The organism is Deltaproteobacteria bacterium, from assembly GCA_016875395.1.
In the GTDB taxonomy this organism is placed as follows: Bacteria; Myxococcota_A; UBA9160; order UBA9160; family UBA6930; genus VGRF01.
This window is the reverse complement of sequence record VGRF01000004.1, coordinates 109,869-136,278: the sequence shown is the minus strand read 5'-3', so window position 1 is coordinate 136,278 and position 26,410 is coordinate 109,869. Positions and strand designations below refer to the sequence as shown.

Sequence of the window (26,410 nt, the reverse complement as noted above, 5' to 3'; positions counted from 1 at the left end):
GCGCGCGAGCGTCGCCCAGATTTCCGCGCGGGAGCAAACACGCCCGCGCGAGTTCGCACTACCGTGGCGCGCTCACCACTGGAGGCGCCCATGGACTTCGAGATTCCCAAAGAGATCACCGACTACCTCGGTGTTCTCGACGCGTTCATCGAGCTCGAGATCAAGCCGCTCGAGCGCGAGAACGACAACATCCGCTTCTTCGACCACCGCCGCGAGCACTCGCGCACGGACTGGGACAAGGACGGCGAGCCGCGCAAGGAGTGGGAAGAGCTGCTGCGCGAGATGCGCCGCCGCGCGGACAAGGCGGGCCACCTGCGCTTCGCGCTGCCCAAGGCATTGGGCGGCAAGGACGGCTCGAACCTCGCGATGGCGATCATCCGCGAGCACTTCGCGACGAAGGGCCTCGGGCTGCACAACGATCTTCAGAACGAGGCCTCGATCGTCGGCAACTTCCCCACCGTGCTGATGATGTGGCATCGCGGCACCGAGGAGCAGAAGAAGGAGTTCCTCGAGGGCATGATGAACGGCACGAAGCGCCTCGCGTTCGGGCTCACCGAGCCGAACCACGGCAGCGACGCGCTGTTCCTCGAGACCACCGCCGTGCGCGACGGCAACGAGTGGGTCCTCAACGGCAAGAAGCGCTTCAACAGCGGCATGCACAGCGCGAACTACGACATGGTGTTCGCGCGCAGCTCGGGCAAGCCCGGCGATCCGCGCGGCATCACGTGCTTCATCGTGCCCACCGACTCGCCCGGCTTCAAAGTCGAGCATCAGTGGTGGACGTTCAACATGCCCACCGACCACGCCGAGGTTTCCCTAACAAACGTGCGCGTGGACAACGCCGCGATCCTGGGCGGCGAGGGCACCGGCCTCGACATGGCGCAGATGTTCGTGCACGAGAACCGCATCCGGCAGGCGGCGTCGAGCCTCGGCGCGGGCCAGTACTGCATTCTCGAGGCGGTGAAGTACGCGAAGGAGCGCAAGACCTGGGGCAAGCCGCTCGCGGTGAATCAGGCGATCCAGTGGCCGCTCGCGGAGCTGCACACCGACGCGGAGTTCATCCGCAACACGATCCGGCGCGTCGCGTGGGAGATGGACGCCCGCAAGGACCCGTCGCGCGTGGACGCGAAGCTCTCGGCGCAGATCGCGATGGTGAACTACCGCGCGAATCAGTTCTGCTGCAAAGCCGCGGACCAAGCGATCCAGACGCACGGCGGCATCGGCTACACGCGCCACAAGCCGTTCGAGCACATCTACCGCCACCACCGTCGCTATCGCATCACGGAGGGCTCGGACGAGGTGCAGATCCGCAAGGTGGCGCAGCAGTTGTTCGGGAAGGTGTAGCGCGCGGGCCTCGGTGGCCTAACAACCACCGAGGCTTGCGTTTTCCCTGGTGTACTTCGCATCGGGCTCGAAGACTCGCCCGCTGCTGCGCGCTTCGCTTGCGGTCTCGGCCGACACGCAGTGAGGAGCGTTCGACGGCGAGGATGGTCTGGCTTCGCCTTGGCGCGTCAGCCACCGAGGTTCTTCGCGCGTCGAGTCGCCTCGTGACGCGGCGGCGCTGAGACGGTTCATGTTCGCTTCATACGTGCGTTCACGTTTGTGCGTATTCGTGTCGTTGCACGCAACAACACGGAGGACGTGCCATGGACGTGATTCGAAGCGCGCTGCGATTCCTGGCGACCGGCTTGTGCGGAGCGATGACGCTCAGCGTGGTGTTTATCGGGCTGAGCGAGATGACGCACTCGGGGGACGAGATCGCGCTGCCGACGATCGGTGCAAGCAAGATCAACTTCACGCGACTCAGGCACGACACCCCGACTCAGCCGAAGCCCCCGCGCGAGAAGGCGGAGCCGCCGGAGCGCGAGATGCTTCCGCCGCCCATCACGATCGAGACGACGCCGTGCGGCGACTGTGCGGGCGAGATCAAGCTGATGCCGGCGATCCAGCCGACCAGGCCTCCGGGAGCGGGGACGCGGCCGGACTTCATGGTGGGCGGCAGGAACGACGTCGACATCCAGCCGATCGTGCGCGTGCTTCCCGACTACCCGCCGAACGGACGCGGAGATGGCTGGGTGCTCGTGCAGTTCGACATCACGAAGGTGGGCAGCGTCGCGAACGCGCGCGTGGTCGATGCATCGCCGCGCGGCGTGTTCGAGAAGAACGCGCTGAAGGCGATCGAGCGCTGGCGCTATCGGCCCGCGGTGATGGACGGGCGGGCGGTGGAGCGCCGTGGCCTGCGCGTGCGGCTCAGCTTCGTGCTCGAGAAGGCGTGAGCCGTGGGCGCGCTGCGCTACGCGCTCGCGGGGTTGTTAGGAGTCGCGGCGGCGTGTGCGGTGTTCGTCACAGTCGCGACCCCGCTCGCGAATCGGTTCGGCGCTTCGATCTGCGGGCCAATCGGCTTCCGAAGATCTCCTGTCGTGGTTTCGAGAGAGGAGGGTGCTTGGTCGATTCCGCGTGGCCGCGGCTGCGACGGACTTCCGATTCATTGTCGGTTCATCACACCGCCCGAGGCTTTTCGATTTCGGCACCCGCGAAGCTCGCGACCTGAATTCGCCCCAGTGCGTGCTTGGTTCGAGCCTCCGCGCGAACGACGCCTCCTCCCGGGCATCGACGGCGAGCAGTGCGGCGAGGTGGTGCCTTCACGCGTCATGCCCGAGTGGCCCGAGGACGCGGAGCGCAGAGGGATCGACCACTGGTTCGTCCTCGTGGAGTTCGACGTCGCGGAGCAGGGCGCGCCGCGAAACCTGCGCGTGCTCGAGTCTTCGCCCGGCGCCGCGTTCGAGGACGCAGCGCTGTCCGCGATCTCGGGCTGGCGCTACTGCCCCGTGATTCGCGACGGCCAGCCAGTCGCGCGCGACAACGTGCGCGTGCGACTGCGCTTCGAGCGCGAGGCGTAGCGGTGCGCGCGGCGCGAGCGATGTCATTGAGCGCCGCGCCGTCGCTCAGCCGTGCGCGCCGATCTTCCAGCCTGCGCGGCTGAGCGCTTCGCTCGCGAACGCGCGCGGCTCGGGTTCGAGGGTCGTCGCCATCGTGTCGTTCCAGCGGTTGAGGAAGCCGAACAGCGCGATCACCGAGACGAGCTCGGTGATCTGCGCCTCGCTGAAGTGCTCTCGCAGCTCCGCGAAGTGTGCGTCGCTCGCGAGCGAGGGGGCCTGCGCAGCGTCGCGCGCGAGGCGCAGCGCTGCGCGCTCGGCCGCGCTGAAGAGCGCGCTCGTCTCGAACTCGAACGCGGCGCCGACCTTTGCGTGGCTCGCACCCGCACGCGCGGCGCTCCCGCCGGTGTGGGCTTGGCAATAGCGGCAACCGGCGGCGAGGCTCGCGACGTGGGCGACGAGCTGCTTCAGCTCCGCGCTGAGCGTGCCGGGGCCGAGCACGGTCATCGCGAGGCCCGCGAATGCCCGCAGCAACTGCGGGCTGCGCGCCATCGTGAGCATGCTGTTGGGCACGAAGCCCATGCCCGCAAACACCGCGGCGAACACGGGCTCGAGCTCGGCGAGGTCGGCTCGCGCGAGCGGCGCGACGCGCGCGCTCACTCCTCGACCTCTTCCTCGACCTCCGACCCCTCGAGCTCCTTCGAGTTCTCGGCGTCGTCTTCCTTCACGACCTCGATCTTCTCCGTCTTGCCATCGCCGTGCTTCACGATCACGTGATCGTGGTGCACCTCGTGCACGACCACGACGCGGTCGTCGACCAGCAGCTCCCAGCCCACGGCGACGGCGAGCGGCACGACGAGCAAGCGGCGCGGGCCGACCGTGCGCCACAGCACGCGGCGACGAATGCGTCGGCGGCGGATGCGCCTGCGCCTCCGCCGTGTGTGCGGGTGACGGTGCGGACCAGGGTGCGCCAGCGCGGGCGCGGCGGCGAAAGCGATCACGGCGGCGAGGAACTCGCGGCGTTGCATGGCGATTCCTTCTGGGGAGGCGAGGATATTCTTCCTAACAGCTGTGCGGATTCAACCCGTCTCGCGCGATTTCGATGCGCGCGGCTTCGCGGCTCGGCGCCTCGCGCAGCACGAAGCGCTGAAAGACGTGGATCGCGGGCTCCTCGGCGCGGCTCGGCAGGCACGCGACGTAGTGCGCGAAGGGCTGGCTGCGCGCGAACGCAGCGAGGCGCAGCCCAGCGAAGGTCGAACGGTGGCCTCGCCGTCCGTGGACCCTCGAGGAGCGGTGATCGCGCACCCTGCGTCGGTCTCCCCGCGCAGCCCGCCAAAAGATTTCGTTCGACGCGCCCGCCCCGCACGAGTAAACGCTCTCGCATGATCACGCTCTACGACTACCTCGAGTCCGGCAACGCGTACAAGGTGCGGCTCCTCCTCACGCTGCGCGGGATTCCGTTCCGCCGCGTCGAGCTCGACATCCTGAAGCGCGAGACGCGCACTCCCGAGTTCCTCGCGAAGAACCCGAACGGTCGCATCCCCGCCGTCGAGCTCGAGGACGGGCGCGTGCTGTTCGAGTCGAACGCGATCCTCGCGTACTTCGCCGAGGGCACCGACCTCGCGTGGCGCGACGCGTGGGAGCGTGCGCAGATCCTGCAGTGGATGTTCTTCGAGCAGTACAGCCACGAGCCGAACATCGCGACGCTGCGCTTCTGGCACTTCGCGAAGCTGCTCTCGACGAAGACGCCCGCCGAGATCGAGGCGAAGCAGACCTGGGGCAACGCCGCGCTCGCGATCATGGACGCGCAGCTCGCGACGCGCGCGTTCTTCGTCGGCGAGCGCTTCACGATCGCGGACATCGCGCTGTTCGCGTACACGCACGTCGCCGGCGAGGGCGCCTTCGAGCTCGCGCGCTACCCGCACGTGCAGCGCTGGATCGCGCGCATTGAAGCGCAGCCGAAGTTCGTGCCGATCACGAAAGACTTCGGAGTCCCCGCGTCGCCCATTCCTGAGTGACAGCCGCGCCGAACGAAGCGCGCGGCTAAGCGTGATGCCTGCCGCGCTAAGGCGAAGTCCGAACGACCTCGAAGACGAACGGTCCTCCCAAGCGGGTCGGCCGAGGCCGCAAGCGAAGCGCGCAGCAGCGGGCGAGTCTTCGAGCCCGATGCGGAGTAAACGTGGAAGATTCGCCGACGCGCTTCCGAGGATGCGCGTGCCCCGACGACTCGCTGCGCGTCGGCGAAGCGCGCAGCAGCGGGCGAGTCTTCGAGCCCGATGCGGAGTAAACGTGGAAGAGCGCGAACCTCGCCCCCGCGGAGCGAGCACGGCGTCTGCCCCTAACCCCGAACCAGCATCCCGCCGAGGATTCCGCACGCGGTGAGGAAGCCGAACACCGCGGCGAAAACCGCGATGCGCCCTGCGAGCCGATGGCGCGAGATCGTCTCGCGCGGGGCGAGGGGGTCGTTCGCGTTCTGCGTGACGCGCCGCGTGCGCGCGAGCTTGCGGCCGAGCGCGAACGCGAAGCCGCCGGCGATCAGCATCGTCGCGACGAAGGTCTCGTGGACGTAGAGGTTGACGCGCGCGGCGCTGCTCCACGCGTCGAGATCCTCGCCGCCGAGCGTCACGCGCTTCACGACGTACGCCACGAGAAACGCGACGACGAAGAAGCCTGCCCACGTCATCGAGCGGCGGTGACCCTCGATCTGGTTCGCTCGAATCGCGAGCACGCCGCGCACCGCGAGGCCGAGCACCAGGGCCATGTTCGCGAGCGCCCAGCACCAGAACAGCAGCTTGGGATTCATGGGCGCCGTACGGTAGAGAAGGCGCGCCGCGCGGAAAAGAACCCCGCGAAAAAAGACGAGGCGCCCGTGACGCAGCCGACTCCGCCGATGCCGATCGACTTGCTCGACGGCGATTTCTACGCGCGGGGGCCGCACGACGCGTTTCGCTGGATGCGCGCGAACGCGCCGGTGTATTGGGACGAGAAGAACCGGCTGTGGGGCGTGACCCGGCACGCGCACGTCCAGGAGGCCGCGAAGGACCCCGATCGCTTCTGCAGCAGCGGCGGCTCGCGCCCGGACTCGCCGCCGATTCCGTCGATGATCAACATGGACGCGCCACTGCATCGCCGGCGCCGCGCGCTGGTGAACAAGGGCTTCACGCCGCGGCGCATCGAGGAGCAGGAGCAGAAGGCGCGCGCCGCGTGCCAGCGGCTGCTCGACGCGGTGGCGCCGCGCGGTGCGTGCGACTGGGTGCGCGACGTCGCGCGGCACCTGCCCATGATCATGATCGGCGACATGCTCGGCGTCGCGGAAGCCGACCACGAGCGCCTGCTGAAGTGGTCCGACGACATGCTGCTCGGCACCAACGCGAACGCGACGCCCGAGGCGCGCGCCACTGCCATGAAGGCCGGCGTCGAGTGGATCACGTACCACGCGCAGGTGGTCGCCGATCGCCGCGCCAAGCCGCCCGGCGACGATCTCATCTCCACGCTCGTCTACGCCGAGATCGACGGCGAGCGCCTCGACGACGAGGCGCTGCGGCAAGAGGCGCTGCTCATCCTGATCGGCGGCGACGAGACCACGCGCCACGTGCTCACCGGCGGGCTCTACGAGTTGTTACGGAATCCGGCGCAGAGGGACGCGCTCGTGCGCGATCCGAGCCGCATCTCCGTCGCGATCGAGGAGATGCTGCGCTGGGTCACGCCCATCCAGAACATGAACCGCACCGCGACGCGCGACCTCGAGTTCCACGGCGCGCGCATTCGCAAGGGCGAGAAGTTGTTGCTGCTCTACCCCTCCGCGAACCGCGACGAAGCCGTGTTCGAAGACCCGTACCGCTTCGACACCGCGCGCGACCCCAACGAGCACCTTACGTTCGGCGGCTACGGCCCGCACTTCTGCCTCGGCGCCTCGCTCGCCCGCCTCGAGCTGCGCGTCATGTTCGAGGAGTTGCTCGCCCGCCTCCCCGACGTCGAGCTCGCCACCGACGCCCCGCCTCCGATGCGCCCCTCGAACTTCATCACCGGCATCGAGCGCCTCCCGATCCGCTGGAAGCCGCGGTCGTGAAGGCCACGCAGAGAGTCCGCAGAGCGAGGCCCGCGCGCGGACACCGCGTCCTCGGGAGACACCACGGGTCGCGACAGCAAGCCGGCCGCGGATGCCGCGCAACCTACGCACAGCCGAGCGGAGCCCGCGAAACACCCGGCAAGCGCGCCGAGCGAGCAAGGCTCGCTCAGCGCGCGCGCAGCGAGGCGAGCCTGCCACCCGGACGCCGCGCGCCACCCCGGTATAAGCCGAGCGGAGCCCACGAAAAAACCGGAAGGGCGGCGACTCGTGAATTCGAAGTCAGGGATGCGCACCCGCTTCTCGCTCGCGCTGCCAAACCAGGGGCCGCTGGGTTGGTCGCGCGTTCGTCGAGTTTCTCCGCCCTCCCGGCGACCCGATGACACCGCACGCGCGGGCGGCGACGCTGTGAACTCCTTCACACGGTCCTGAGATTCTTCACGTGCCCTTCATCTGCGGGAGACTCCGTTGTCGTTCCATGGCCTGCGCGTTCGAGAAGTGATCCGCGAGACGCACGACACGCTCTCGTACGTGTTCGAGATCCCCGCCGAGCTCTCCGAGCGCTTCCGCTACCGCGCGGGGCAGTTCCTCACGTTCAAGGTTCCCCACGCCGGCGGCGAGCTGCTGCGCTGCTACTCGCTTTCGAGCGCGCCCGAGACGGACGCCGCGCCGAAGGTCACGGTGAAGCTCGTGCCCGGCGGCCGCGGCTCGGGCTGGTTCCACGCACACGTCGCCGCGGGGACGACGCTTCAGGTGATGCAGCCCGCCGGGCGCTTCACGCTGCACGACGGCGAGCGCGCGCTCGTGCTCTTCGCGGGCGGTAGCGGCGTGACGCCGATCCTCTCGCTGATCAAGGCCGCGCTCGCGACGACGCAGCGGCGCATGCGCCTCTTCTACGCGAACCGCGACGCCACCTCGGTGATCTTTCGCGCCGAGCTCGACGCGCTCGCGGCCGCGCACGTGGGCCGCCTCGAAGTGATCCATCACCTCGACGCCGAGCAGGGGCTCACGTCGCGCCCCGAGGTCGAGCGCGTGCACGCCGGCTTCGAGCAAGCAGACGCGTACCTGTGCGGCCCCGGTCCGTTCATGGAGCTCGTCGAGCAGGCGCTACTCGCCCGCGGGCACTCGCGCGATCACCTCTGGATCGAGCGCTTCGAGGGCGTGGGCGAGCACTCGCAGGCTGGCGCCGCGGCAGTCGCGGCGGCGGAGAACGCGAGCGGTGTGCCGCGCGAAGTGGTGGTGCACCTCGACAAGACCGCGCACCGCATCCCGTACGCGAAGGGCCAGAGCCTGCTGGCCGCAGCGCGCAAAGCGGGCCTCGGAGCGCCATTCGCGTGCGAGGAGGGCTACTGCGGCTCGTGCGCCGCGCGCTGCCTGCGCGGCAAGGTGACGATGGTCGCGAACGACGTGTTCACGCCGGAAGAGGTTGCTCAGGGTTGGGTGCTGACGTGCCAGGGGCACGCGGTGGGCGAGGAGTGCGAGATTTCGTGGGATCAGTGAGCGCGCGTAGCGCGCTCACTGATCCCGCGGGCCGCGTGCGGCTGGGTGTACCGGTGCGGCGAGGCGTGCGGATGCTTCTTCGTTCGCGGTGCTTCGAGTGGCCCGCTTTTTTCCACGTTTACTTCGCATCGGGCTCGCGGACTCGCCCGCTGCTGCGCGCTTCGCTTGCGGCCTCGGCCGACCTGCTGCGAGGAGTGGTCGACTTCGAGGTTGCTCTGGCAGGGTGAGCGCGCGTCACGGAGCGAGGTCGCGCAGGCAATGACTCACGTACGGAGCGACGGGTGACGGAGCCGACGCTGCGAAGTTTTGGAGGAGCTCGCGTGTGCGTGCTCTCGGAGTCGGGGCCTTTGCTACGTGCGGAGCGGGATGCGCTCGATGCGATGGGGGAGGCGTACGGGAGCGAGTACGACTGGCTCGCGATTCCCGTCGCGCGCTTTGCGCCGGAGTGCTTTGAGCTGAAGACGCGCGTGCTCGGGGAGATGCTGCAGAAGTTCGTGAACTACGGAGTGCGCGTCGCGATCGTCGGAGACGTCGGTGCGTACGTCGCGGGCAGCGATTCCTTCCGCGACTTCGTGCGCGAGACGAATCGCGGGCGCCAGCTTTGGTTCGCCGCGACTCTCGAGGATCTGGCAGAGCGCCTTGCGTCGCGAGGCGCCGGAACGCGGAGCTAGAGCTTCGCCTTCGAGATCTTCACGTCGAAGACCTCGGTGCTCTTCGAGTTCCAGCGCACGGCCGGCTCGGTCGTGTGGAGGAGCTTCTTGCCGCTCGCGTGGTAGATGCGGATGTAGATGTCCGGCTCGGTCTCGTTCAGGTCGCGGAAGTGAGCTTCGGTGTACGAGATCTCGAACTTGCCGGCGGCGTCGGTCACGGCATCGAGGCCGAGCTTGTCGTCGGTGATCACGTCCTTGTCGTAGGCGCGCACGCGAAGACCCGCGAGGGGCTTCCCGGATTCCTGTTCGACGACCGTGCCAAGTACGCGCATGTGCGCCTCCCGTGAGGGGTCGCATCGTATGGCGGGCCCCAAGCGCGGGCAATAGAAAAGTCCGTCGGGACGTGGACTTGGAGCCGGCCGCGAAGCCAGGTCTAGAACGCGGCGCGAGGCGCGGCGGAGTCCGGGGCGACAGCCGCGCAGGCTTCTAGAACGCGCCGAGGCTGAGCTTGCGCCGCGCGGTGCTCGCCGCGAGCTCGCGCCAGATCGCGGCGTCGAGCTCGCGCGCGGCGGGCGTCGCGAGCGCCTCGACGTGGGCGTGCAGCGCGATCAGCAGCGCGCGCAGCTGCTGGTTCGCGGCGTCGAGGGCGGGCACGAGCAGCGAGTCGTCGCGCGAGGCGGCAGCGGCACGCAGCCGCGCGGCGAGGGCGGCGTCGGTCGCGATCTCGGCTCCGCGCGCGAAGAGCGCACGCAGCGCGGCGTTCTCCTCGACGCGCCGCGCCGCGGCGCGGTCGAACTCCTCGCGGATCGCGCCGAGCAGGCCCGCGAGCATGCCCACGCCCGCTTGGCGGTAGCGCGGCTGGACCGCGAGCAGGATCTCGCCGCCGAGCTGCGCCGCGGTTTGCTCGAGCACGCGCTGCGGGTCCGGCTTCACGTGAGCCTCCCTAACAAGTGGAGCGCGGCGCGGTCCTGCGCGTTCGTCATCAGGTAGCCCGAGATCGCGAGGATCGGGTCTTGGTTCTTGCCCGTCTGGTACTCGCGCGCGCTCGAGACCCAGATGCCCTGGCCCTTCACGCAGGAGAACAGCTCCCACCACTGCAGCGCCGCGGGGTCGGCGCGCAGGCCGCTCGCGGACTCCCACGTGCGGATCGCGTGGGCCCTCGGAAGCAGGCCGCCCGCGCGCCCGTCTCGCGCCCACATCCACACGGGATTGAGGCCCCAGGCGAGGTCTTCGAGCGGGTCGCCGAGGTGCGCCATCTCCCAATCGAGGATCGCGTGGATGTCGCCCGCGGTGTCGTAGAGGAAGTTGCCCGTGCGGTAGTCGCCGTGGACGACGGAGATCTTCTGCGCGGGCGGCGGCGGGTTGTTGCGCAGCCAGCGGATCACGGCGCGCATGATCGGCTGCGGCTCGAGCTCGTCCTCGTCGATCACGCCTTCCCAGTAGCCGAGCTCGCGCTGCCAGCACTCCGCCGGCGCGACGTCCTTCATCACGCCGACGAGGCCGAGCTTGTTGGGGTCAGCCTTCGCGATCTCGCCGAGAATCTGCCACTTCTGCGCGCCGATCTTCTCGCGGTGCTCGGCGTACGGCGGCGCGAGCAGCATCGCGGGCGACGCCTCGAAGCCCGCGAGCTCCTGCATCACGCAGAACGCGTAGTCGAGATGCGCCGGGTCTTCCTCGAGCCAGATCGCTTCGGGCACCGGCACCGCCGTGTTCCAGAACGCGGCGTAGGCGGCGAACTCGAGGCGGCGCTCGGTGTCGATCAGCGAGCCGGGCGGGTCGCGGCGCAAGATGAGCCTTCGCTCGTGCGCGCGGCCGTGCTGCTCGTAGTGCAGCACGAGGCGATACGTCTCGCGCGAGGCGCCGCCGGGGATGCGATCGAGCCCGCTCACGCGCACCTCGCGCGCGCCGTCGAGCTTGCGCGCGGCGTAGGCCGCGAAGCGTTCGGCGAGATCGCTCATGCGCGCACTGTCGCACGCCGCGACGACGCGCTGCGAGAGGTGCGCTGCGTGCGCGCGCTGAGCGAAGCGCGCGAAGCTAGGCAACCAAACCCGGCAAGCGGCCCGAGCCGTGCAAGCGGCGGAGGCCGCGCGCAGTGAGCCGAAGGCGAACGGAGAGTCGAAGAGATGGACGTCTACGAGGCGCTGTACACGACGCGCGCGATGCGGCGCGTGAAGCCCGACCCGATTCCGATGGACGCGCAGCAGCGCATCATGGACGCCGCGATTCGCGCGCCGAGCGGCGGCAATGCGCAGGGCTGGCGCTTCCTGTGGATCGACGACGCGGGGCTCAAAGCGAAGCTCGGCCCGATTTATCGCGACTGCCTCTCGCGCCTGTGGGCCGGCTTCTACAAGGAGCGCGTCGAGTTCGCGGAGAAGAACCCCGACGCGCCCGGCAGCGCGGGCTTCCGCCGCATGCGCGCGAGCGCGATGTGGCTCGGGGACAACTTCGAGGTCTATCCGCTGATCCTGATGGCGTACGGGCAGGGCGACCCGACCGGCAGCTCGATCTTCCCCGCGGTGTGGAGCGCGCAGCTCGCCGCGCGCGCCGAGGGCATCGGCAGCGCGCTCACCAGCGTGTTCGCGTTCCGCCTCGCCGAAGTGAACGAGCTGTTAGGCGTGCCGGAGAAGGGCTGGAACTTCCACGCCTGCGTGACGTTCGGCTACCCGACCGGCAAGTGGGGCGTCGCCCCGCGCGTGCCGGTGCACAAGGTGATGCACCGCAACCGCTGGGGAGACCCGATCGGCTTCACGATCGACAAGCCCCTCTGGCCGCGCTGACCCGCGCCGCTTGCCCTCGAAATTCCCGACGCATTGAGGACACTGCGCGCCCATGGCGAAAAAAACTGAAGCTGCACCGAAGTCGGACGCGTTCTTTCAATTCAGCGGGACGAAGGGCTACATCGCGTCGTCCTCGCTCGTGGACGCAGTGAACTGCGCGATCGCGCTGGAGCGCCCGTTGCTCATCAAGGGCGAGCCTGGCACCGGCAAGACGCTGCTCGCGCAGCACGTTGCCGAGGGCCTCGGCCTCCAGATCGAGAAGTGGCACATCAAGTCCACGACCAAGGCGCAGGATGGCCTCTACGTGTACGACACGGTGCAGCGCCTCAACGACGCGCGCTTCGGCGAGGGCGACGTCGCGAACATCCGCTCCTACATCCGCATGGGCCCGGTGGGCCGCGCGTTCCAGGCCGAGGAGCGCCGCGTGCTGCTGATCGACGAGGTGGACAAGGCCGACCTCGAGTTCCCGAACGACTTGTTACGGGAGCTCGACGAGATGCGCTTCACGGTGAGCGAGACCAGCGACGAGATCGTCGCGAAGCATCGCCCCGTCATCATCATCACGTCGAACAACGAGAAGGAGCTGCCCGACGCGTTCCTGCGCCGCTGCGTGTTCCACTTCATCGAGTTCCCGGACAAGGCGCTGATGACGCAGATCGTCGGCGTGCACCACCCGCACCTGAAGACGCAGCTGCTCGACCAGGTGCTGATCAAGTTCTACTGGCTGCGCGAGCAGAGCGAGCTGCGCAAGAAGCCCTCGACCAGCGAGCTGATCGACTGGATCGCGGTGCTGCAGCGCGCGGGCATGAGCGCCGACGACATCGAGATGCACATCCCCTTCCTCGGAGCGCTCTTGAAGAACGAGAAGGACACCGAGGCGCTCGAGAAGTATCACGACCGCGGCGGGAGATACCCGAGCGAGTGGAAGGAACTAGGGCCGAAGTACAACAACTAGGTCTCCGATCAGCGCGGCCACCGAGGTGGCGATGCAGCCGGCAGGCTGCGCCCGCGGCTGATCCAGAGCACGAGACGCGATGTTCATCGATTTCTTCTACGAGCTGCGCGACGAAGGCGTGCCGGTCGGCACGCAGGAGTGGCTGCTCTTGCTCGGCGCGCTCGAGAAGGGGCTGCACGGCTCGAGCCTCCAGCGCTTCTACAACCTCGCGCGCTGCGTGCTGATCAAGAGCGAGACGTACTTCGACGCCTTCGACCGCGCGTTCTTGAAGGTGTTCCAAGGTGTCGAGGGCTCGCTGAAGATCGAGGACGAGCTGCTCGAGTGGCTGAAGGATCCCAAGAACTTCCGGCCCCTCACGGACGACGAGCGCGCGCTGCTCGAGAAGCTCTCGAGCGACGAGCTGATGCGGAAGTTCCTGGAGACCCTCGCGGAGCAGACCGAGCGGCACGACGGCGGCGGGCGCTGGATCGGCACCGGGGGGCGCTCGCCTTTCGGCCACGGCGGCGAGCATCCCACCGGCATTCGCGTGGGCGGGCCCGCGAAGAATCGCAGCGCGATGAAGGTGGCCGAGGAGCGGCGCTTCGAGGACTACCGCACGGATGGCACGCTCGACGTGCGGCAGACCCGCGTGGCGCTGCGGCGCCTGCGCCAGCTCACGCGCACCGGCGCGAAGAGCGAGCTCGACCTCGACGAGACGATCGACGAGACGTGCAAGAACGCGGGCGAGATCGAGCTGGTGTGGCGCGCCGAGCGCCGCAACGACATCCGCCTGCTGCTGCTCATGGACGTGGGCGGCACGATGGACCCGTACTTCGACCCCGTGAGCAAGCTGCTCACCGCGCTGCACGCCGAGCGCGGCCTGCGCCAGTTCGAGGCCTACTACTTCCACAACTGCGTCTACGAAGAGCTCGGGCGCAATGCGCGGCTGCTGCGGCGCGAGGCGGTGCCGACCGGCGACTTGTTACGGAAGCTCGATCCGAGCTGGAAGGTGATGATCGTCGGCGACGCAGCGATGCATCCCGCCGAGCTGCTCGAGCCGAACGGCAACATCGACCCGCGCCGCCAGAGCGGCACGCGCGGCATCGACTGGCTGCACCGCATCCGCGACCACTTCGAGCGCGTGGTGTGGCTGAACCCCGAGCCGCGCGAAGACTGGAACCGCTACCAAACGGTGCGCCTCGTCGAGCGCATCTTCCCCATGTTCCACCTGAGCGTGGACGGCATCAGCGACGCGGTGACCGCGCTGATCGGTGCACGCGTCACGCACTGACCGCGGCGCGGCGCGTCGCAATCAACCCGCGCGCAGCGCGGCCAGCACTTCCTCGGGATGGGCCTCCGCTTTCGCGACGCGTTTCCAGTGCTTGCGCACCTTGCCGTCGCGTCCGACCCACACGCTGGAGCGGATCACGCCGATCACCTTCTTCCCGTACATCATCTTCTCGCCACAGGCGCCGAACTTCTCCATCACCGACTTGTCGGGATCGGAGAGCAGCGGGAACGGCAGCGCGTACTTCGCGGCGAACTTCTGGTGCGCGATCGCGCCATCGGGGGAGACGCCGAGCACCACCACGCCGAGCTTCTGCAGCTCCGACCACGCGTCGCGGAAGCCGCAGGCTTCCTTCGTGCAGCCCGGCGTGTCGTCCTTGGGATAGAAGTAGACCACGATGTCCTTGCCGCTGAAGTCGCTCAGCGAGACCGGCTTGCCGTCGGCGTCCTTCAGCGTGAACGCCGGCGCTTTCTTTCCTTCGTCGATGGCCACGAGTGCTCCTCCACCTCCATCTTCTCACGGCTCAACGCGCGGCTGGCATCCGCCGATTCAAGCCGGAGCGCGCGGGCTAGGCTGGCGCGCGGAGGAATTCCCATGACGCGCATCGCCGCTCTCACGCTCGCTCTCGCGTTCGCAGCGCCTGCCCTCGCCGACGACCACCGTTCGGATCGCACGGGGCACCCGCTGAAGATCATCGCGACGATCCTGCATCCCGTCGGCGTGGTGGTGGACTACGTCGTGATGCGTCCCGCGCACTGGCTGGCCGAGAAGGAGCCGGTCAAGACGCTCACGGGCCACGAGGAAGTCTGAGGCCCTGCGAGGCCTGACGACTTCCGGCGCGGTTCGGCGTTTTTCTTCGTTGCCCGGGCACTTCACCTGGGTATGTTGCTTGCACCTTGCGCGCCTCCGGCCTCCATTCGTTCGGTTCGCGAGCCCTGTTCCTGGGGCTCGCGGCGTTTTGGGCCGCGGCGAGTGCGGCGGAGCCGCCGCGCACGGCGGGCCTCACGATTAGCGGGATGAGCTACGTGCTCGCGAGCGGCGAACGGAGCGAGCTCGTCGTGGAGGCGCAGCGCGCCGAGGTGTCGCCGGCGACCGGCCGCATCTCGCTCACGGGTGTGCGTGCTGAGCTGCCCGGTGCGCTCGAGCTCGTGTGTGCGCACGGCGTGCTCGACCTTGCGGCGCAGGAGTTCACCGCGAGCGGCGGCGTGGACGGCCGCACCGCCTCGGGCAGTGCGTTCGAGACGGACCGCTTGCGCTACGGGCACACGCGCGGCGTCGTGACGAGCGACGCGCCGGTGGTGTGGCGCGAGCGCGCGCAGGTGTTCCGCGGCCGCGGCCTCGAATATTTCGTGCGCCAGAACCGGCTGCGGCTGCTGGGCGGCGCGTCGATCGCGGAGGAAGCGCCGTGAGCTCGCGCCGCGCGCTGCACCGCGTCGCTCTCGTGGCGCTGCTGCTCGGCTCGTGCGGCGCCGAGGCGCCGCCGCAGCAGCGCGGCGACGTCGGGGTCGCGCCGTTCGTCTCGATGGGCGCCAGCTCCGAGGGCGCGCCGGACATCGCGACGGCCGTCGCGCAGCGGCTCGGGGGGCAGGGCATCGGCGCGATCGTTCCGCCGAACGCGATCGGCGAATACCCGGAGAAGCCGAGCACGGCCGAGCGCGTCGCGCTGCGCGACCGCACCGGCGTTCGCACGCTCGTGACGGGCAGCGTGACGCCGATGGGCGAGGCACTCGCGATCGACGCACGCGTGCTCGACCTCGATTCGGGCGAGACGCTGGGCGAGCCGCTCGCCGAGAAAGCGGCGAACGAGGCGGACCTTCCGCGCGCGCTGGATGCGCTCGCGCAGGGCGTCGCGGCGCGGCTTGCGGCGCCCGTCGCCCCGAAACCGAGCGAGAAGCCGCGCCGGCGGAACCAGGGCGGCGACGAGCTGCGCGAGCCGATCGAGATGCAGGGCGACACGCTCGACGTGCAGTCCGTTCCCGGCGGCCGAAAGCTCTCGTTCACCGGACACGTGAACGCCGTGCAGGGCGACATCACGCTGCAGTGCGACGAGCTCGAGGCGATGACGAAGGGCGACACGAGTCAGCCGGAGCAAGTGCTCGCGCGCGGCAACGTCGTCGTGAAGCAGCGCGATCGCACCGCCAAGTGCGACGAGGCGATCTTCTACCGCACCGAAGACAAGCTCGTGTGCACGGGCAGCCCGGCGGAGCTGACCGAAGAGTGCAATCGCGCCGAGGCGCAGCGCATCACCTTCTTCCTCGAGCGCGAGAAGGTGGAGATGAGCGGCAACAGCAAGGTGTTCGGCCGCGACTGCGGGACGCCGTGAAGGGCGAGGCGATCACCGCGAAGGGGCTCGTCAAGCAGTACGGCGAGCGCACCGTGGTCGACGGCCTCGACCTCGAGGTGTGGCCGGGCGAGATCGTGGGCCTGCTCGGCCCGAACGGCGCGGGCAAGACGACCACGTTCAACATGATCGTCGGCGCGATTCGGCCGACCCACGGCAGCGTCTTCCTCGGCGAGCGCGAGATCACGTCGCTGCCGATGTTCCGGCGCGCGCGGCTCGGCGTGGTCTATCTGCCGCAGGAAACTTCGGTCTTCCGGAAGCTCTCGGTGGCGGACAACCTGAACGCGATCCTCGAGACGATCGAGCCCAGCGCGGCGAAGCGAAAAGAGCGGCGCGAGGCGCTGTTGTCCGAGTTCGGGCTGACCGAAAAGGCCCGGCAGCGGGCCGATTCGTTGTCCGGTGGCGAACGGCGGCGCGTCGAGATCGCGAGGGCCTTGGTGCTGTCCCCGAAGTTCCTGCTGCTCGACGAGCCGTTCACCGGAATCGACCCGATCACCACGGACGAGATCCAGAAGATCATCGTGGGGCTCAAGCAGAAGGGAATCGGGATCGTGATCACCGAGCACAAGGTGCGCGAGACGCTGGCGTCGTGTGATCGCGCCTACGTGATCAAGGACGGCCGCAACCTGCGCCACGGCTCGCCGACCGAGATCGCGAACGACGCGCGCGTGCGCGAGCTCTACCTCGGCGAGAACTTCCAGCTGGAACCGCGGGTCTAGACCGTGGCGATCGAACTCAAGCAGTCGCTGAAGCTCTCGCAGTCGCTGGTGATGACGCCGCAGCTGCAGCAGGCGATCAAGCTGCTGCAGCTCTCGCAGCTCGAGCTGGTGACGAGCGTGCAGCAGGAGCTCGAGCAGAACCCGGTGCTCGAGGAAGTGCCGGAAGGCGACGACGAGCCGGCGCGCGATGCCGTCGCCGAAGCCGCTTCCGAAGCGATGCCCGAGCAGGCGACCGAGCAGGAAGCGCCGGTGCGCGAGAGCGACACCGAGGCGGCCGCGGATCGCCTCGCCGACATCGACTGGCAGAGCTACGCGGAGGCGTACCCGCAGACGAGCTACGGCGGCGTCGGCGCGAGCGGCGAGGACGAGCGGCGCAGCTACGAGGCGACCGCGGTGAAGCGCGAGTCGCTGCAGGATCACCTCACGTTCCAGCTCCAGATGGCGGACGCGGATCCCGACGACCAAGCCGCGGCGAGCTGGGTGATCGGGAACATCGACGACAACGGCTACCTGCAATCGCCGGCCGAAGAGATCGCGCGCCAGTCGGGCGTGCCGATCGAGCGGGTCGAAGCCGCCATCCAGCGCATCCAGAAGCTCGATCCGCCCGGGATCGCCGCGCGCGATCTGCGCGAGTGCTTGTTGTTGCAGCTCGACCACTTCAAGGTGAAGGACGAGCTCGTGCGCGCGCTCGTCGCCAATCACCTCGACCAGCTCCAGAAGCGCGAGTTCAAGGGACTCGTGCGCGACACCGGCGCGACGATCGAGCAGATCGCGGCGGCGGCGCAGGTGATCGGCAACCTCGAGCCGCGGCCGGGCCGCGCGTTCGGCGGCGAAGAGCCGATCTACATCGTGCCCGACATCTACGTGCACAAGATCGGCGACGACTACCACGTCGTGCTGAACGAAGACGGCCTGCCGAAGCTGAAGCTCAACGCGATGTATCGCGACGTGCTCGCGAAGTCGCGCGAGGTCTCGAAGGACACGCGCGAGTACGTGCAGGAGCGCGTGCGCTCGGCGCTCTGGTTGATCAAGTCCATCCACCAGCGCCAACGCACGATCTTCAAGGTGATGGAATCGATCGTGCGCTTTCAGCGCGAGTTCTTCGATCGCGGGATCGCGTATCTGAAGCCGCTGAACCTGCGCGACGTGGCCGACGACATCGGCATGCACGAGTCCACCGTCAGCCGCGTCACCACCAACAAGTACTGCCACACGCCGCAGGGCATCTTCGAGCTGAAGTACTTCTTCAATTCGTCGATCTCGCGCGTCGACGGCGACGCGATCGCGAGCGAGAGCGTGAAGGAGCGCATCCGCAAGCTGATCGCGGCGGAGGATCCGAGGAACCCGCTCTCGGATCAGCGCATCGCCGAGATCCTGAAGGGCACGAACATCGACATCGCGCGGCGCACGGTCACGAAGTACCGCGAGGCGATGAACATCCTCTCCTCGACTCAGCGACGGCAGGTCGGTTAGCTTGCCTGATTTCGGTTCGCCCTCGGGCAATCGCGTCTTAGGAACGCCGCCGCCATGAAGATTCTCGACATCCTGCTGCGCGACGCGGTGATCGTGGACTTGAGGGCGACGAGCAAGCGCGAGGTGCTCGAGGAGATTTGCACCGCGGTCGCGGCGGCGGAGCCGGCGGCGAACAAGGCGAAGCTGGTCGAGGTGCTCGCGGAGCGCGAGCGGCTACAGAGCACGGGCATCGGCGAAGGCGTGGCGATTCCGCACGGCAAGGTCGCCGGGCTGCCGAGGCTGATGGCGGCCTTCGCGAAGAGCAGCGCAGGGGTGGACTTCGATTCGGTGGATGGGCAGAAGACGCATCTCTTCTTCCTGCTCGTGATGCCGGAGAACGCGGGCGGGCAGCACCTGAAGGCGCTGGCGCGGATCTCTCGCTCGCTGCGGGATCCGGCGTTTCGGCGGGCGGTGGAGTCGGCGGCGACCCGCGAGGACGTGCTGCGCGCGATCGAGCACGAGGACGCGCGGTTCTAGGCCGGTCGTCGGCGAGTTGTTTCGCGGCTCTCTGAACGCGTTGCGCCGGCGCCGCGGCGGGCGGGGGGCGTCGGCTGCTCGTGGCTCACTCGGGCCTTTGGTGGGAAGCGGCGGCTCTGGGCGTGCGCGCATTTTCTGAAGGCGCGCATTCTCAGGGGCCCTCGCTCCGCTTTACCTCGCCGCCGCCGGCCCCCGCCCGCCGCGGCACCTCCTTGCCTGGGGTGCTCGTCGCGCGTTGTTGGGAAAGGGCGGAAGCGGGGCCATCGAGGCCCCGCTTCCGCACGCTGTGCGCGTTAGGGATTGCGGCGGTTTGCGCTGCGCGCGGGCGTTTCGAGGCGACGCATCGCGGACTCGCGTCGGCGGAGGCGAGAAGCCGGCGCGTCGCGGACTCGCGCCTGCGCAGAAGAGGTGAACGTGTCGGTTCCTTGGGCGCTGTAGCTTTGCGGGCATCGAGACTGCGAGGTGCGGCGCATGCAGGTACACGGCGGCCTCTTGCGCGTGCGCGGCGCGGGCGCCCTGTTGTTAGGGCCTTCGGGCGTCGGGAAGAGCGAGACCGCGCTCGAGCTCGTGGCGCGGGGACATCAGCTCGTCGCGGACGACGTCGTGGAGTTGTGGGTCGAGAACGCGCGGCTGATGGGGCGCGCGAAGCAGGCGATTCGGCACTTCCTGGAGATTCGCGGGCTCGGGATCTTGTACGTGCCCGATCTGTACGGGCCGGGGGCGGTGGCGGAGGAGTCGGCGGTGTCGCTGATGTTTCGGCTTGAGCATTGGCGCGAGGGCGCGCAGTACGAGCGCGTCGGGCTCGAGCGGCCGACGGAGTCGCTGCTCGGGATTTCGCTGCCCTGCCTCGTGTTGCCGGTGCGGCCTTCCGCCAACATGGCCACGTTGGTGGAGGCGGCGGTGCGCGATCACGAGCAGCGATTACGCGGGCGCTCGGGCGCGGAGAAGGTCGACGCGCGGCTGCGCGGCGAGAGCGAGCGATGAGCGCGCCGCGCGTCGTGTTCGTGTCGGGGCTGTCGGGCAGCGGCAAGACCACGGCGATGAACGCGCTCGAAGATCTCGGCTTCTACTGCGTGGACAATCTGCCCGCGCAGCTCACGAGTCAGGTGCTCGATCTGTGCACGCAGGCGGATCCGCCGATCGAGAAGATCGCGCTCGCGATCGACGCGCTGAAGAGCGCTTCCTGAGCGACCTGCCGCGCGTGATCGACGAGCTGCGTAGGGGTGATGTGCGAGTGCGCGTGCTGTTCCTCGATTGCACGACGGACGTGCTCGTCGACCGCTACCGCGAGACGCGCCGCGTGCATCCGCTCTCGCCGGCGGGCTCGGTGGAGGAAGGCATCGCACGCGAGCGCGAGCTGCTCGCAGAAGTCGCGCGGCTCGCGGACCTGCGACTCGACTCGTCCGACCTGAACGTGCACGAGCTGCGGCGCGCGATCGCCGAGTGGGCGGGCGCGGGCGAGTCCGTGCGCGGGCCGGTCGTGAGCCTCGTCTCGTTCGGCTTCCGCCACGGCCTGCCGCGCGGCGCCGACCTCGTGTTCGACGTGCGCTTCCTGCCGAACCCGCACTTCGAGCCGCGCCTGCGCCCGCGTACCGGCCTCGACCCCGAGGTCGCGAGCTTCGTGCTCGACACACCGCCCGCGAAGCAGCTGCTCGCGCACCTCGGCTCGCTGCTCTCGTTCCTGCTGCCTCTGTACGAGCGCGAGGGCAAGTCCTATCTCACGGTGGCGGTGGGGTGCACGGGCGGGCGGCATCGCTCGGTGGCGGTGCTCGAGGAGCTCGCGACGGAGCTGCGGCGGCTCGGGCAGAACGTGAGCGTCTCGCACCGCGACGTGGAGAAGAGCTGATGCGCGTCGGGGTCGTGGTCGTCTCGCACTACCGGGTCGGCGAGGAGATGCTGCAGGCCGTGCGGCTGATCGTTCCGAACGCGCCCGATTTTCGCGCGGTCGCGATCGGGCCGGCGATGAGCGTCGAACAGATCCGCAGCGCGATCGCGAAGGAGCTCGACGCGGTCGATCGCGGCGCCGGCGCGCTGATTCTCACGGACATGTTCGGCGGCACACCCTCGAACGTGGCGCTCTCGTTCCTGGGCGAGCGCCCCGTCGAAGTCGTGACCGGCGTGAACCTGCCGATGCTGATCAAGCTCGCGAGCTGGGGGGAGGGCAAGACCCTCGCCGAAGTCGCGACGACGATGAAGGAGTACGGCCGCCGCAACATCTCGGTGGCGAGCGAGCTCCTGCCTGGGGAGCGCGCGAAGTGATCGAGGCGGAATACGAGGTGGCGAGCGAGCTCGGCTTGCACGCGCGACCGGCAGGCGAATTGGCGGCGACCGCGAACAAGTTCACGAGCGAGATCTCGGTGACGCGCGCCGATAGCACCGACCCCGACGACTGGATCAGCGCGCGCAGCGTGATCTCGCTGCTCGGCCTCGCTGCGACCCAGGGCACGAGGCTGCGCCTGCGCGCCGAAGGAGCAGACGCCGAGGCCGCGCTAGCGGCGCTGGGCGCGCTGCTGACGCGCCCGCACGAGAGCTGAGGCTGCGGCCCACGCCCGCAACTTCTCGGCCATTTCGGGTCTGACCCCGCGTGGTCGGGACTGCTTGCGCGATGCCGTCCGCCTGCGTCCGCTTCCGCTCGCACGCGTCCGATCGCGCCACGTCCCGCCGGCGTCCGGGCACCTACTCCCCACGAATCCACTCGGCTTTTTCGTTGCCCCGCTAGGGGGCGTTCCTTACTGTGCGCCGCCTCTTTCGCCCGCGAGTTGCGCGAGTGCGAGGCCGCGCCGCAAAGCCTCGGAGCCTCCATGTCCAACCGCAGCGTGTTCACTTCCGAGTCGGTCTCGATGGGCCACCCGGACAAGATGTGCGACCAGATCTCGGACTCGGTGCTGGACGCGATCCTGGCGCAAGACTCGGCCGCCCGGGTCGCCTGCGAGACGCTCACGACGACCGGCCTGATCGTGCTGGCGGGCGAGATCACCACCCGCGCCGTGATCGATTTCCCCTCGCTCGTGCGCGATGTGGTGCGCGACATCGGGTACACGGACTCGCGCATGGGCTTCGACGCCGACACCTGCGCCGTGATGGTCGCGATCGGCAAGCAGAGCCCGGACATCTCCCAGGGCGTGACGGAAGGCGAGGGCTTGCACAAAGAGCAGGGCGCCGGCGACCAGGGGATGATGTTCGGCTTCGCGTGCGACGAGACGCCCGAGCTGATGCCCGCGCCGATCCGCTTCGCGCACCAGCTGATCGAGCGCCAGCGCGCGCTGTTCGAGTCGCGCGAGCTTCCGTACCTGCGCCCCGACGCGAAGTCGCAGGTCTCGGTCGAGTACCTGGGCGATCGCCCCGCGCGCATCTCCGCGGTGGTGCTCTCGACGCAGCACGATGAAGCGGTTGGCTACGACAACCTGCGCCGCGACGTGGTCGAGAAGCTGATTCGCCCCTCGCTGCCCGCCGAGTTGATCGACGACAACACGATCTTCCACGTGAATCCGACCGGGCGCTTCGTGGTCGGCGGCCCGATGGGCGACGCCGGCCTCACCGGCCGCAAGATCATCGTCGACACCTACGGCGGCATGGGTCGCCACGGCGGCGGCGCGTTCTCGGGCAAGGACCCCTCGAAGGTCGACCGCAGCGCCGCCTACGCCGCGCGCTGGGTCGCCAAGAACCTCGTGGCCGCCGGCGTCGCGCGGCGCTGCGAGGTGCAGGTCGCGTACGCGATCGGCGTCGCGGAGCCCGTGAGCATTCGCGTCGACGCGTTCGGCACCTCGAAGCTCGACGGCGTGCAGCTCGACAAGCTCGTGCGCAAGCACTTCGACCTCACGCCGCGCGGCATCAACGACGCGCTGCGCCTGCGCCGCCCGATCTATCGCGCCACGAGTTATCACGGTCACTTCGGCCGCGCTGGCTTTCCGTGGGAAGACACCTCGCGGGCCGAAGCACTGGCGCGCGACGCAGGGAAGGTGTGATGGACGCAGCGTCCGCGATTTGGCTTCAAGCACAGCCCGGCGCGTTCGAGACGATGGTCGTGCCGATGCTGATCATGCTCGTGCCGCTCTACTTCCTGCTGATTCGGCCGGAGCAGAAGCGCCGCAAGGAGCACGAGACGCTGCTGAAGGCGCTCGCCAAGGGCGACCGCGTGGTTACGGCGGGCGGCATTCGCGGCACGGTCGTCGGCGTGACCGATGACGTGCTCACGCTCGAGATCGGCAAGGGCGGCAGCGTGAAGATCGAGGTCGAGCGCTCGCGCATCGAGCGCAAGCTCGCGGACGCGCCGAAGGGAGAGGCGAAGTGAGCCTGCGCACGAAGTGGATCCTGCTCGGGCTCCTGATGCTGTTCTGCACCTGGATCTCGGCCGCGAACTTCATTCCCGAGGAGCAGCGCAAGGCGACTCCGCTCTGGGTCGACGACGTGATGCGCCTCGGGCTCGACCTGCGCGGCGGCGTCCACATCGTGCTGGGACCCGATCTGGACGCCGCGGTGCGCCAAGAGCTGACCGCGATCAAGAACGGCGTCGAGCAACAGCTCGCCGACGACAAGGTCACGGGTGTCACGTCGAGCGTGGACCCGACTGCGCACCGGCTGCTCCTGAAGCCGTCGACGACCGCAGATCGCGCCGCGGTCGAGAAGGTGCTCGGCGAGTACGACACGATCGACGTCGCGAACGAAGGCGACTACGACCTCTCGGTCACGCTCACCGACGAGTGGCTGGTCGAGGTGCACAAGCGCGCGATCGATCAGTCGATCGAGGTGATCCGCCGCCGCATCGACGATCCCCTCACGGGCATTCCGGAGTCGGTCGTCACGCGCCAGGGCACGGACCGCATCCTCGTGCAGATTCCCGGCGTCTCGCGCGTGCCCGACATCTTCCGGCAGACGGGTCACCTCGAGTTCAAGATCGTCGAGGACTACGCGCAGACCGAGGAGTTGTTGCGGGCGAAGCACAGCGGCGGACTGCCGGCGGGCATGGTGATCGCGCCAGAGCTCGAGAAAAAGACGAACGCCGTGCTCGGCGCGTACCTGCTGCCCGAGGCGGCGAACATGCGCGGCGATCAGCTCGAAGACGCGCGCGTCACCTTCGATCAGACACGCGCCGAGCGGCAGGTGAGCTTCACCTGGTCCGCCGACGCGGGCCGCGAGTTCGGCGACCTCACCGAGGCGAATCGCGGGCGCCAGCTCGCGATTCTGCTCGATGGCAGCGTGGTGAGCGCGCCGGTGATTCAGTCGCGGATCACGCAGCAAGGCGTGATCACGGGCAACTTCAGCGCCGAAGAGGCCAACGACCTCGCGGTGATCCTGCGCTCCGGTGCACTGCCGATCCCCGTGCGCATCGAGGAAGAGCGCACGATCGGGCCGGCGCTCGGGGCGGACTCGATTCGCGCGGGCGGCATCGCCTCGATCGTCGCGCTCGCCGTGGTGGTGGCGTTCATGGCCGTCTACTACCGCAAGTCCGGGCTCTACGCGGCGATCGCGCTCGCGGTGAACGTGGTGGTGTTGTTGGCGCTGCTCTCGCTCGGGCGAGCCACGCTCACGATGCCGGGCATCGCGGGCCTCATCCTCACGATGGGCATGGCGGTCGACGCCAACGTGCTGATCTTCGAGCGCATTCGCGAGGAGCTGCGCAGCGGCCGCACGCCGCGCGCCGCGATCGCGACCGGCTTCGAGCGCGCGCTGTGGACGATTCTCGACTCGAACATCACGACGCTGATCGCCGCGATCGTGCTGTTCCAGTACGGCACCGGCCCCATCAAGGGCTTCGCCGTGACGCTCGCGGTCGGCATCCTCACCAGCGTGTTCACCGCGCTCGTCGTCACGCGCGCGCTCTACCAGTGGAAGCCGGGCGACGCCCCGGTCTCCGAGCTGTCGGTCTAGGCCGGGGGAATCGTCGTGAAGTTCTTCGAAGTCATCCGGCCGAACACCAAGATCGATTTCATCTCGTACTTCCGGCGCTGGGTCGCGATCTCGATCAGCGTGATCGTGATCGGCGCGGTTTGGGCCGCGCTCTTCGGCGTGAAGGTGGGCGTCGACTTCGCCGGCGGCACCGAGGCGCACGTGCGCTTCGCGAGCGCGGTGGACGAAGCGAAGGTGTCCGGCGCGCTCGACGAGAAGCTGCTGCCCGGCCTCAGCGTGGTGCGCTACGGCGAGGCGACGGACTACCTGATCCGCTTCCAAGGGGATCGCAAGATCGAGGGCGCGCCCGACCAGGGCGGCCGGATCACGGCGGAAAACGATCGCGTGATCGCGATGCAGGAGGCGCTCGCCAGCAAGGTCGGAGGCCTCGAGGTCGAGCGCGTCGAGTTCGTCGGCCCCAAGGCCGGCGCCGAGCTGCGCAACGCGGGCCTGAAGGCGCTCTTCATCTCCTTCGGCCTGATCCTCGTCTACATCTGGTTCCGCTTCTCGCTGGCGTTCGCACCCGGCGCGGTGATCGCGCTCGTGCACGACGTGCTCGTCACCTCCGCGATCCTCGTCGTGCTCGGCCGCGAGTTCGACCTGACCGTGCTCGCCGCGATGCTCGCGCTGGTCGGCTACAGCCTGAACGACACGATCATCGTCTACGACCGCATCCGAGAGACGATCGAAGTGCACGGCCACGGCGACATGGCCGCGGTCATCAACGAGTCGGTGAACCACACGCTCTCGCGCACGCTGATCACGTCCGGCGTCACGATGCTGTCCGTGATCGCGCTGCTCGTGCTCGGCGGTCCGGTGGTGCGCAACTTCTCGCTCACGATGACGATCGGCATCGTGGTCGGCACCTACTCGTCGATCTACATCGCGTCGCCGATCGCCCTGCTGCTGGAGCAGCGCCGCCTCGAGCGCGAGAACGCGCCAGTGAAGAAGGTCGCGGCCAAGAAGCGCTAGCGCGGCGCCGCTCGCCGCCCGCGCGTTTCGTCAACGCGAACGCGAGCGCGGCGGCGAGGATCCTCAGCCCGTGGCGAGCGCGATCTTCGCCGGCGTCGGCGCCTTGCTCATCTCGATCGAGCCGTTGATCACCGCGCCCTCGTGCACGATCAGGCGCGGCGCCTTCACGTCGCCGTGAATCACGCCGGTCGCCTGCACCTCGAGGCGCTCGGCGGCGACGATGTTGCCGTTCACCTGGCCGATCACGACCACGAGCTTGGCGTGCACCTCGGCGCGCACGCGGCCCTCCGCGCCGACCGTGAGCTGGTTGTTCGGCAGGTCGACGCGGCCTTCGACCGTGCCCTCGACCTGGATGTCCTCGTCGCCGGTGAGATCGCCCTTGATCGAGATCGACTTGCCGATGTTGGCCATG

Annotated in this window: 32 protein-coding genes and 1 pseudogene; 24 read left to right on the top strand and 9 right to left on the bottom strand. The window is 68.9% G+C overall.

Going from position 1 to position 26,410, the window contains the following annotated elements; translation table 11 throughout:
- The first annotated feature begins 90 nt into the window (after nucleotides 1–90).
- The 3 genes from FJ091_05245 (at nucleotide 91) to FJ091_05235 (ending at nucleotide 2,900) form a co-directional block, all read left to right on the top strand.
- Nucleotides 91–1,344 carry an acyl-CoA dehydrogenase family protein gene (locus FJ091_05245; GenBank protein ID MBM4382757.1) on the top strand — a complete coding sequence of 418 codons (1,254 nt, stop codon included), beginning with the start codon at nucleotides 91–93 and terminating at the stop codon, nucleotides 1,342–1,344.
- A gap of 302 nt (nucleotides 1,345–1,646) precedes the next feature.
- A complete protein-coding gene (locus FJ091_05240) occupies nucleotides 1,647–2,276 on the top strand; it encodes an energy transducer TonB (protein MBM4382756.1) in 630 nt (209 codons plus the stop codon).
- Nucleotides 2,277–2,636: 360 nt separating this feature from the next.
- A complete protein-coding gene (locus FJ091_05235; GenBank protein MBM4382755.1) occupies nucleotides 2,637–2,900 on the top strand; it encodes an energy transducer TonB in 264 nt (87 codons plus the stop codon).
- Nucleotides 2,901–2,945: 45 nt separating this feature from the next.
- On the opposite strand, the gene FJ091_05230 is transcribed toward FJ091_05235, so the two are convergent.
- From FJ091_05230 to FJ091_05220, 3 genes are all read right to left on the bottom strand, one after another.
- Nucleotides 2,946–3,458: a carboxymuconolactone decarboxylase family protein gene (locus FJ091_05230; GenBank protein ID MBM4382754.1), complete on the bottom strand. Its 513-nt coding sequence runs from the start codon at nucleotides 3,456–3,458 to the stop codon at nucleotides 2,946–2,948.
- Between the two features lie 74 nt (nucleotides 3,459–3,532).
- Nucleotides 3,533–3,904 (bottom strand): hypothetical protein, encoded by a 372-nt coding sequence (locus FJ091_05225; GenBank protein ID MBM4382753.1) that lies wholly within the window; start codon nucleotides 3,902–3,904, stop codon nucleotides 3,533–3,535.
- 34 nt (nucleotides 3,905–3,938) lie between these two features.
- A complete protein-coding gene (locus tag FJ091_05220) occupies nucleotides 3,939–4,181 on the bottom strand; it encodes a hypothetical protein (GenBank protein MBM4382752.1) in 243 nt (80 codons plus the stop codon).
- A gap of 77 nt (nucleotides 4,182–4,258) precedes the next feature.
- Here FJ091_05220 and FJ091_05215 point away from each other — a divergent pair, with 77 nt between their 5' ends.
- Nucleotides 4,259–4,894, top strand: a complete 636-nt coding sequence (locus FJ091_05215; GenBank protein MBM4382751.1) for a glutathione S-transferase family protein — start codon at nucleotides 4,259–4,261, stop codon at nucleotides 4,892–4,894.
- A 320-nt stretch (nucleotides 4,895–5,214) separates the two neighbouring features.
- Here FJ091_05215 and FJ091_05210 read toward each other — a convergent pair whose 3' ends face one another.
- A complete protein-coding gene (locus tag FJ091_05210) occupies nucleotides 5,215–5,679 on the bottom strand; it encodes a DUF420 domain-containing protein (GenBank protein MBM4382750.1) in 465 nt (154 codons plus the stop codon).
- Between the two features lie 87 nt (nucleotides 5,680–5,766).
- Here FJ091_05210 and FJ091_05205 point away from each other — a divergent pair, with 87 nt between their 5' ends.
- From FJ091_05205 to FJ091_05195, 3 genes are all read left to right on the top strand, one after another.
- The gene (locus tag FJ091_05205) at nucleotides 5,767–6,945 is read left to right on the top strand and encodes a cytochrome P450 (GenBank protein MBM4382749.1); all 1,179 of its coding nucleotides are present in this window, start codon (nucleotides 5,767–5,769) and stop codon (nucleotides 6,943–6,945) included.
- Nucleotides 6,946–7,395: 450 nt separating this feature from the next.
- The gene (locus FJ091_05200; protein MBM4382748.1) at nucleotides 7,396–8,442 is read left to right on the top strand and encodes a ferredoxin--NADP reductase; all 1,047 of its coding nucleotides are present in this window, start codon (nucleotides 7,396–7,398) and stop codon (nucleotides 8,440–8,442) included.
- Nucleotides 8,443–8,762: 320 nt separating this feature from the next.
- Nucleotides 8,763–9,113, top strand: coding sequence for a DUF4180 domain-containing protein (locus tag FJ091_05195; GenBank protein MBM4382747.1), 351 nt, complete (start codon nucleotides 8,763–8,765; stop codon nucleotides 9,111–9,113).
- Here FJ091_05195 and FJ091_05190 read toward each other — a convergent pair.
- The 3 genes from FJ091_05190 to FJ091_05180 all read right to left on the bottom strand — a co-directional run bounded on the left by FJ091_05190 (nucleotide 9,110) and on the right by FJ091_05180 (nucleotide 11,050).
- Nucleotides 9,110–9,424: a hypothetical protein gene (locus tag FJ091_05190; protein ID MBM4382746.1), complete on the bottom strand. Its 315-nt coding sequence runs from the start codon at nucleotides 9,422–9,424 to the stop codon at nucleotides 9,110–9,112. The two genes, FJ091_05195 and FJ091_05190, sit on opposite strands and share 4 nt — an antisense overlap.
- Nucleotides 9,425–9,578: 154 nt before the next feature.
- Nucleotides 9,579–10,025 carry a hypothetical protein gene (locus tag FJ091_05185; GenBank protein MBM4382745.1) on the bottom strand — a complete coding sequence of 149 codons (447 nt, stop codon included), beginning with the start codon at nucleotides 10,023–10,025 and terminating at the stop codon, nucleotides 9,579–9,581.
- Nucleotides 10,022–11,050 (bottom strand): phosphotransferase family protein, encoded by a 1,029-nt coding sequence (locus tag FJ091_05180; GenBank protein ID MBM4382744.1) that lies wholly within the window; start codon nucleotides 11,048–11,050, stop codon nucleotides 10,022–10,024. The genes FJ091_05185 and FJ091_05180 overlap by 4 nt, the downstream gene beginning before the upstream one ends.
- A 165-nt stretch (nucleotides 11,051–11,215) precedes the next feature.
- On the opposite strand from FJ091_05180, the gene FJ091_05175 reads away from it, so the two are divergent.
- The 3 genes from FJ091_05175 (at nucleotide 11,216) to FJ091_05165 (ending at nucleotide 14,094) form a co-directional block, all read left to right on the top strand.
- Nucleotides 11,216–11,869 carry a nitroreductase family protein gene (locus FJ091_05175; protein MBM4382743.1) on the top strand — a complete coding sequence of 218 codons (654 nt, stop codon included), beginning with the start codon at nucleotides 11,216–11,218 and terminating at the stop codon, nucleotides 11,867–11,869.
- Between the two features lie 52 nt (nucleotides 11,870–11,921).
- Nucleotides 11,922–12,824 carry a MoxR family ATPase gene (locus tag FJ091_05170; protein ID MBM4382742.1) on the top strand — a complete coding sequence of 301 codons (903 nt, stop codon included), beginning with the start codon at nucleotides 11,922–11,924 and terminating at the stop codon, nucleotides 12,822–12,824.
- 79 nt (nucleotides 12,825–12,903) lie between these two features.
- Nucleotides 12,904–14,094, top strand: a complete 1,191-nt coding sequence (locus tag FJ091_05165; protein ID MBM4382741.1) for a VWA domain-containing protein — start codon at nucleotides 12,904–12,906, stop codon at nucleotides 14,092–14,094.
- Between the two features lie 21 nt (nucleotides 14,095–14,115).
- On the opposite strand, the gene bcp is transcribed toward FJ091_05165, so the two are convergent.
- Nucleotides 14,116–14,583, bottom strand: a complete 468-nt coding sequence (gene bcp, locus FJ091_05160) for a thioredoxin-dependent thiol peroxidase (protein MBM4382740.1) — start codon at nucleotides 14,581–14,583, stop codon at nucleotides 14,116–14,118.
- 102 nt (nucleotides 14,584–14,685) lie between these two features.
- Between bcp and FJ091_05155 the strand changes: the two genes are divergently transcribed.
- The 14 genes and pseudogenes from FJ091_05155 to secF all read left to right on the top strand — a co-directional run bounded on the left by FJ091_05155 (nucleotide 14,686) and on the right by secF (nucleotide 25,998).
- Nucleotides 14,686–14,901, top strand: coding sequence for a hypothetical protein (locus FJ091_05155; GenBank protein ID MBM4382739.1), 216 nt, complete (start codon nucleotides 14,686–14,688; stop codon nucleotides 14,899–14,901).
- 206 nt (nucleotides 14,902–15,107) lie between these two features.
- Nucleotides 15,108–15,500 (top strand): LPS export ABC transporter periplasmic protein LptC, encoded by a 393-nt coding sequence (lptC, locus tag FJ091_05150; protein MBM4382738.1) that lies wholly within the window; start codon nucleotides 15,108–15,110, stop codon nucleotides 15,498–15,500.
- A complete protein-coding gene (locus FJ091_05145; protein ID MBM4382737.1) occupies nucleotides 15,497–16,414 on the top strand; it encodes a hypothetical protein in 918 nt (305 codons plus the stop codon). The genes lptC and FJ091_05145 overlap by 4 nt, the downstream gene beginning before the upstream one ends.
- Nucleotides 16,411–17,151, top strand: a complete 741-nt coding sequence (gene lptB, locus FJ091_05140) for an LPS export ABC transporter ATP-binding protein (GenBank protein MBM4382736.1) — start codon at nucleotides 16,411–16,413, stop codon at nucleotides 17,149–17,151. Before FJ091_05145 ends, lptB begins: the two co-directional genes overlap by 4 nt.
- A 3-nt stretch (nucleotides 17,152–17,154) precedes the next feature.
- Nucleotides 17,155–18,624, top strand: coding sequence for an RNA polymerase factor sigma-54 (gene rpoN / locus FJ091_05135; protein ID MBM4382735.1), 1,470 nt, complete (start codon nucleotides 17,155–17,157; stop codon nucleotides 18,622–18,624).
- 54 nt (nucleotides 18,625–18,678) lie between these two features.
- Nucleotides 18,679–19,140, top strand: coding sequence for a PTS sugar transporter subunit IIA (locus tag FJ091_05130; GenBank protein MBM4382734.1), 462 nt, complete (start codon nucleotides 18,679–18,681; stop codon nucleotides 19,138–19,140).
- Between the two features lie 471 nt (nucleotides 19,141–19,611).
- Nucleotides 19,612–20,124, top strand: coding sequence for a hypothetical protein (locus tag FJ091_05125; protein ID MBM4382733.1), 513 nt, complete (start codon nucleotides 19,612–19,614; stop codon nucleotides 20,122–20,124).
- A pseudogene (gene rapZ, locus FJ091_05120) lies at nucleotides 20,121–20,986 on the top strand (RNase adapter RapZ). The gene FJ091_05125 and the pseudogene rapZ overlap by 4 nt, the downstream one beginning before the upstream one ends.
- Nucleotides 20,986–21,399, top strand: a complete 414-nt coding sequence (locus tag FJ091_05115) for a PTS sugar transporter subunit IIA (protein MBM4382732.1) — start codon at nucleotides 20,986–20,988, stop codon at nucleotides 21,397–21,399. The pseudogene rapZ and the gene FJ091_05115 overlap by 1 nt, the downstream one beginning before the upstream one ends.
- Nucleotides 21,396–21,674 (top strand): HPr family phosphocarrier protein, encoded by a 279-nt coding sequence (locus FJ091_05110; protein MBM4382731.1) that lies wholly within the window; start codon nucleotides 21,396–21,398, stop codon nucleotides 21,672–21,674. The genes FJ091_05115 and FJ091_05110 overlap by 4 nt, the downstream gene beginning before the upstream one ends.
- 267 nt (nucleotides 21,675–21,941) lie before the next feature.
- Nucleotides 21,942–23,105, top strand: a complete 1,164-nt coding sequence (locus tag FJ091_05105) for a methionine adenosyltransferase (GenBank protein MBM4382730.1) — start codon at nucleotides 21,942–21,944, stop codon at nucleotides 23,103–23,105.
- Nucleotides 23,105–23,431: a preprotein translocase subunit YajC gene (gene yajC, locus FJ091_05100; GenBank protein MBM4382729.1), complete on the top strand. Its 327-nt coding sequence runs from the start codon at nucleotides 23,105–23,107 to the stop codon at nucleotides 23,429–23,431. Before FJ091_05105 ends, yajC begins: the two co-directional genes overlap by 1 nt.
- On the top strand, nucleotides 23,428–25,008 hold the full coding sequence (secD, locus tag FJ091_05095; GenBank protein MBM4382728.1) for a protein translocase subunit SecD: 1,581 nt from the start codon (nucleotides 23,428–23,430) through the stop codon (nucleotides 25,006–25,008). The genes yajC and secD overlap by 4 nt, the downstream gene beginning before the upstream one ends.
- A gap of 15 nt (nucleotides 25,009–25,023) precedes the next feature.
- Nucleotides 25,024–25,998, top strand: coding sequence for a protein translocase subunit SecF (gene secF, locus FJ091_05090; GenBank protein MBM4382727.1), 975 nt, complete (start codon nucleotides 25,024–25,026; stop codon nucleotides 25,996–25,998).
- A gap of 63 nt (nucleotides 25,999–26,061) precedes the next feature.
- Here secF and FJ091_05085 read toward each other — a convergent pair whose 3' ends face one another.
- Entirely contained in the window at nucleotides 26,062–26,409 is a 348-nt protein-coding gene (locus FJ091_05085) for a polymer-forming cytoskeletal protein (GenBank protein MBM4382726.1), read from the bottom strand.
- Nucleotide 26,410 lies beyond the last annotated feature (1 nt).

Bases quoted from the DNA above. Each gene is read 5' to 3' on its own strand.
- FJ091_05245 (MBM4382757.1), top strand. From the start codon at position 91: ATGGACTTCGAGATTCCCAAAGAGATCACCGACTACCTCGGTGTTCTC.
- FJ091_05240 (MBM4382756.1), top strand. From the start codon at position 1,647: ATGGACGTGATTCGAAGCGCGCTGCGATTCCTGGCGACCGGCTTGTGC.
- FJ091_05230 (MBM4382754.1), bottom strand. From the start codon at position 3,458: ATGGGCTTCGTGCCCAACAGCATGCTCACGATGGCGCGCAGCCCGCAG.
- FJ091_05225 (MBM4382753.1), bottom strand. From the start codon at position 3,904: ATGCAACGCCGCGAGTTCCTCGCCGCCGTGATCGCTTTCGCCGCCGCG.
- FJ091_05215 (MBM4382751.1), top strand. From the start codon at position 4,259: ATGATCACGCTCTACGACTACCTCGAGTCCGGCAACGCGTACAAGGTG.
- FJ091_05210 (MBM4382750.1), bottom strand. From the start codon at position 5,679: ATGAATCCCAAGCTGCTGTTCTGGTGCTGGGCGCTCGCGAACATGGCC.
- FJ091_05205 (MBM4382749.1), top strand. From the start codon at position 5,767: ATGCCGATCGACTTGCTCGACGGCGATTTCTACGCGCGGGGGCCGCAC.
- FJ091_05190 (MBM4382746.1), bottom strand. From the start codon at position 9,424: ATGCGCGTACTTGGCACGGTCGTCGAACAGGAATCCGGGAAGCCCCTC.
- FJ091_05180 (MBM4382744.1), bottom strand. From the start codon at position 11,050: ATGAGCGATCTCGCCGAACGCTTCGCGGCCTACGCCGCGCGCAAGCTC.
- FJ091_05175 (MBM4382743.1), top strand. From the start codon at position 11,216: ATGGACGTCTACGAGGCGCTGTACACGACGCGCGCGATGCGGCGCGTG.
- FJ091_05170 (MBM4382742.1), top strand. From the start codon at position 11,922: ATGGCGAAAAAAACTGAAGCTGCACCGAAGTCGGACGCGTTCTTTCAA.
- FJ091_05165 (MBM4382741.1), top strand. From the start codon at position 12,904: ATGTTCATCGATTTCTTCTACGAGCTGCGCGACGAAGGCGTGCCGGTC.
- FJ091_05155 (MBM4382739.1), top strand. From the start codon at position 14,686: ATGACGCGCATCGCCGCTCTCACGCTCGCTCTCGCGTTCGCAGCGCCT.
- lptC (MBM4382738.1), top strand. From the start codon at position 15,108: ATGAGCTACGTGCTCGCGAGCGGCGAACGGAGCGAGCTCGTCGTGGAG.
- FJ091_05130 (MBM4382734.1), top strand. From the start codon at position 18,679: ATGAAGATTCTCGACATCCTGCTGCGCGACGCGGTGATCGTGGACTTG.
- FJ091_05125 (MBM4382733.1), top strand. From the start codon at position 19,612: ATGCAGGTACACGGCGGCCTCTTGCGCGTGCGCGGCGCGGGCGCCCTG.
- FJ091_05115 (MBM4382732.1), top strand. From the start codon at position 20,986: ATGCGCGTCGGGGTCGTGGTCGTCTCGCACTACCGGGTCGGCGAGGAG.
- FJ091_05105 (MBM4382730.1), top strand. From the start codon at position 21,942: ATGTCCAACCGCAGCGTGTTCACTTCCGAGTCGGTCTCGATGGGCCAC.
- yajC (MBM4382729.1), top strand. From the start codon at position 23,105: ATGGACGCAGCGTCCGCGATTTGGCTTCAAGCACAGCCCGGCGCGTTC.
- FJ091_05085 (MBM4382726.1), bottom strand. From the start codon at position 26,409: ATGGCCAACATCGGCAAGTCGATCTCGATCAAGGGCGATCTCACCGGC.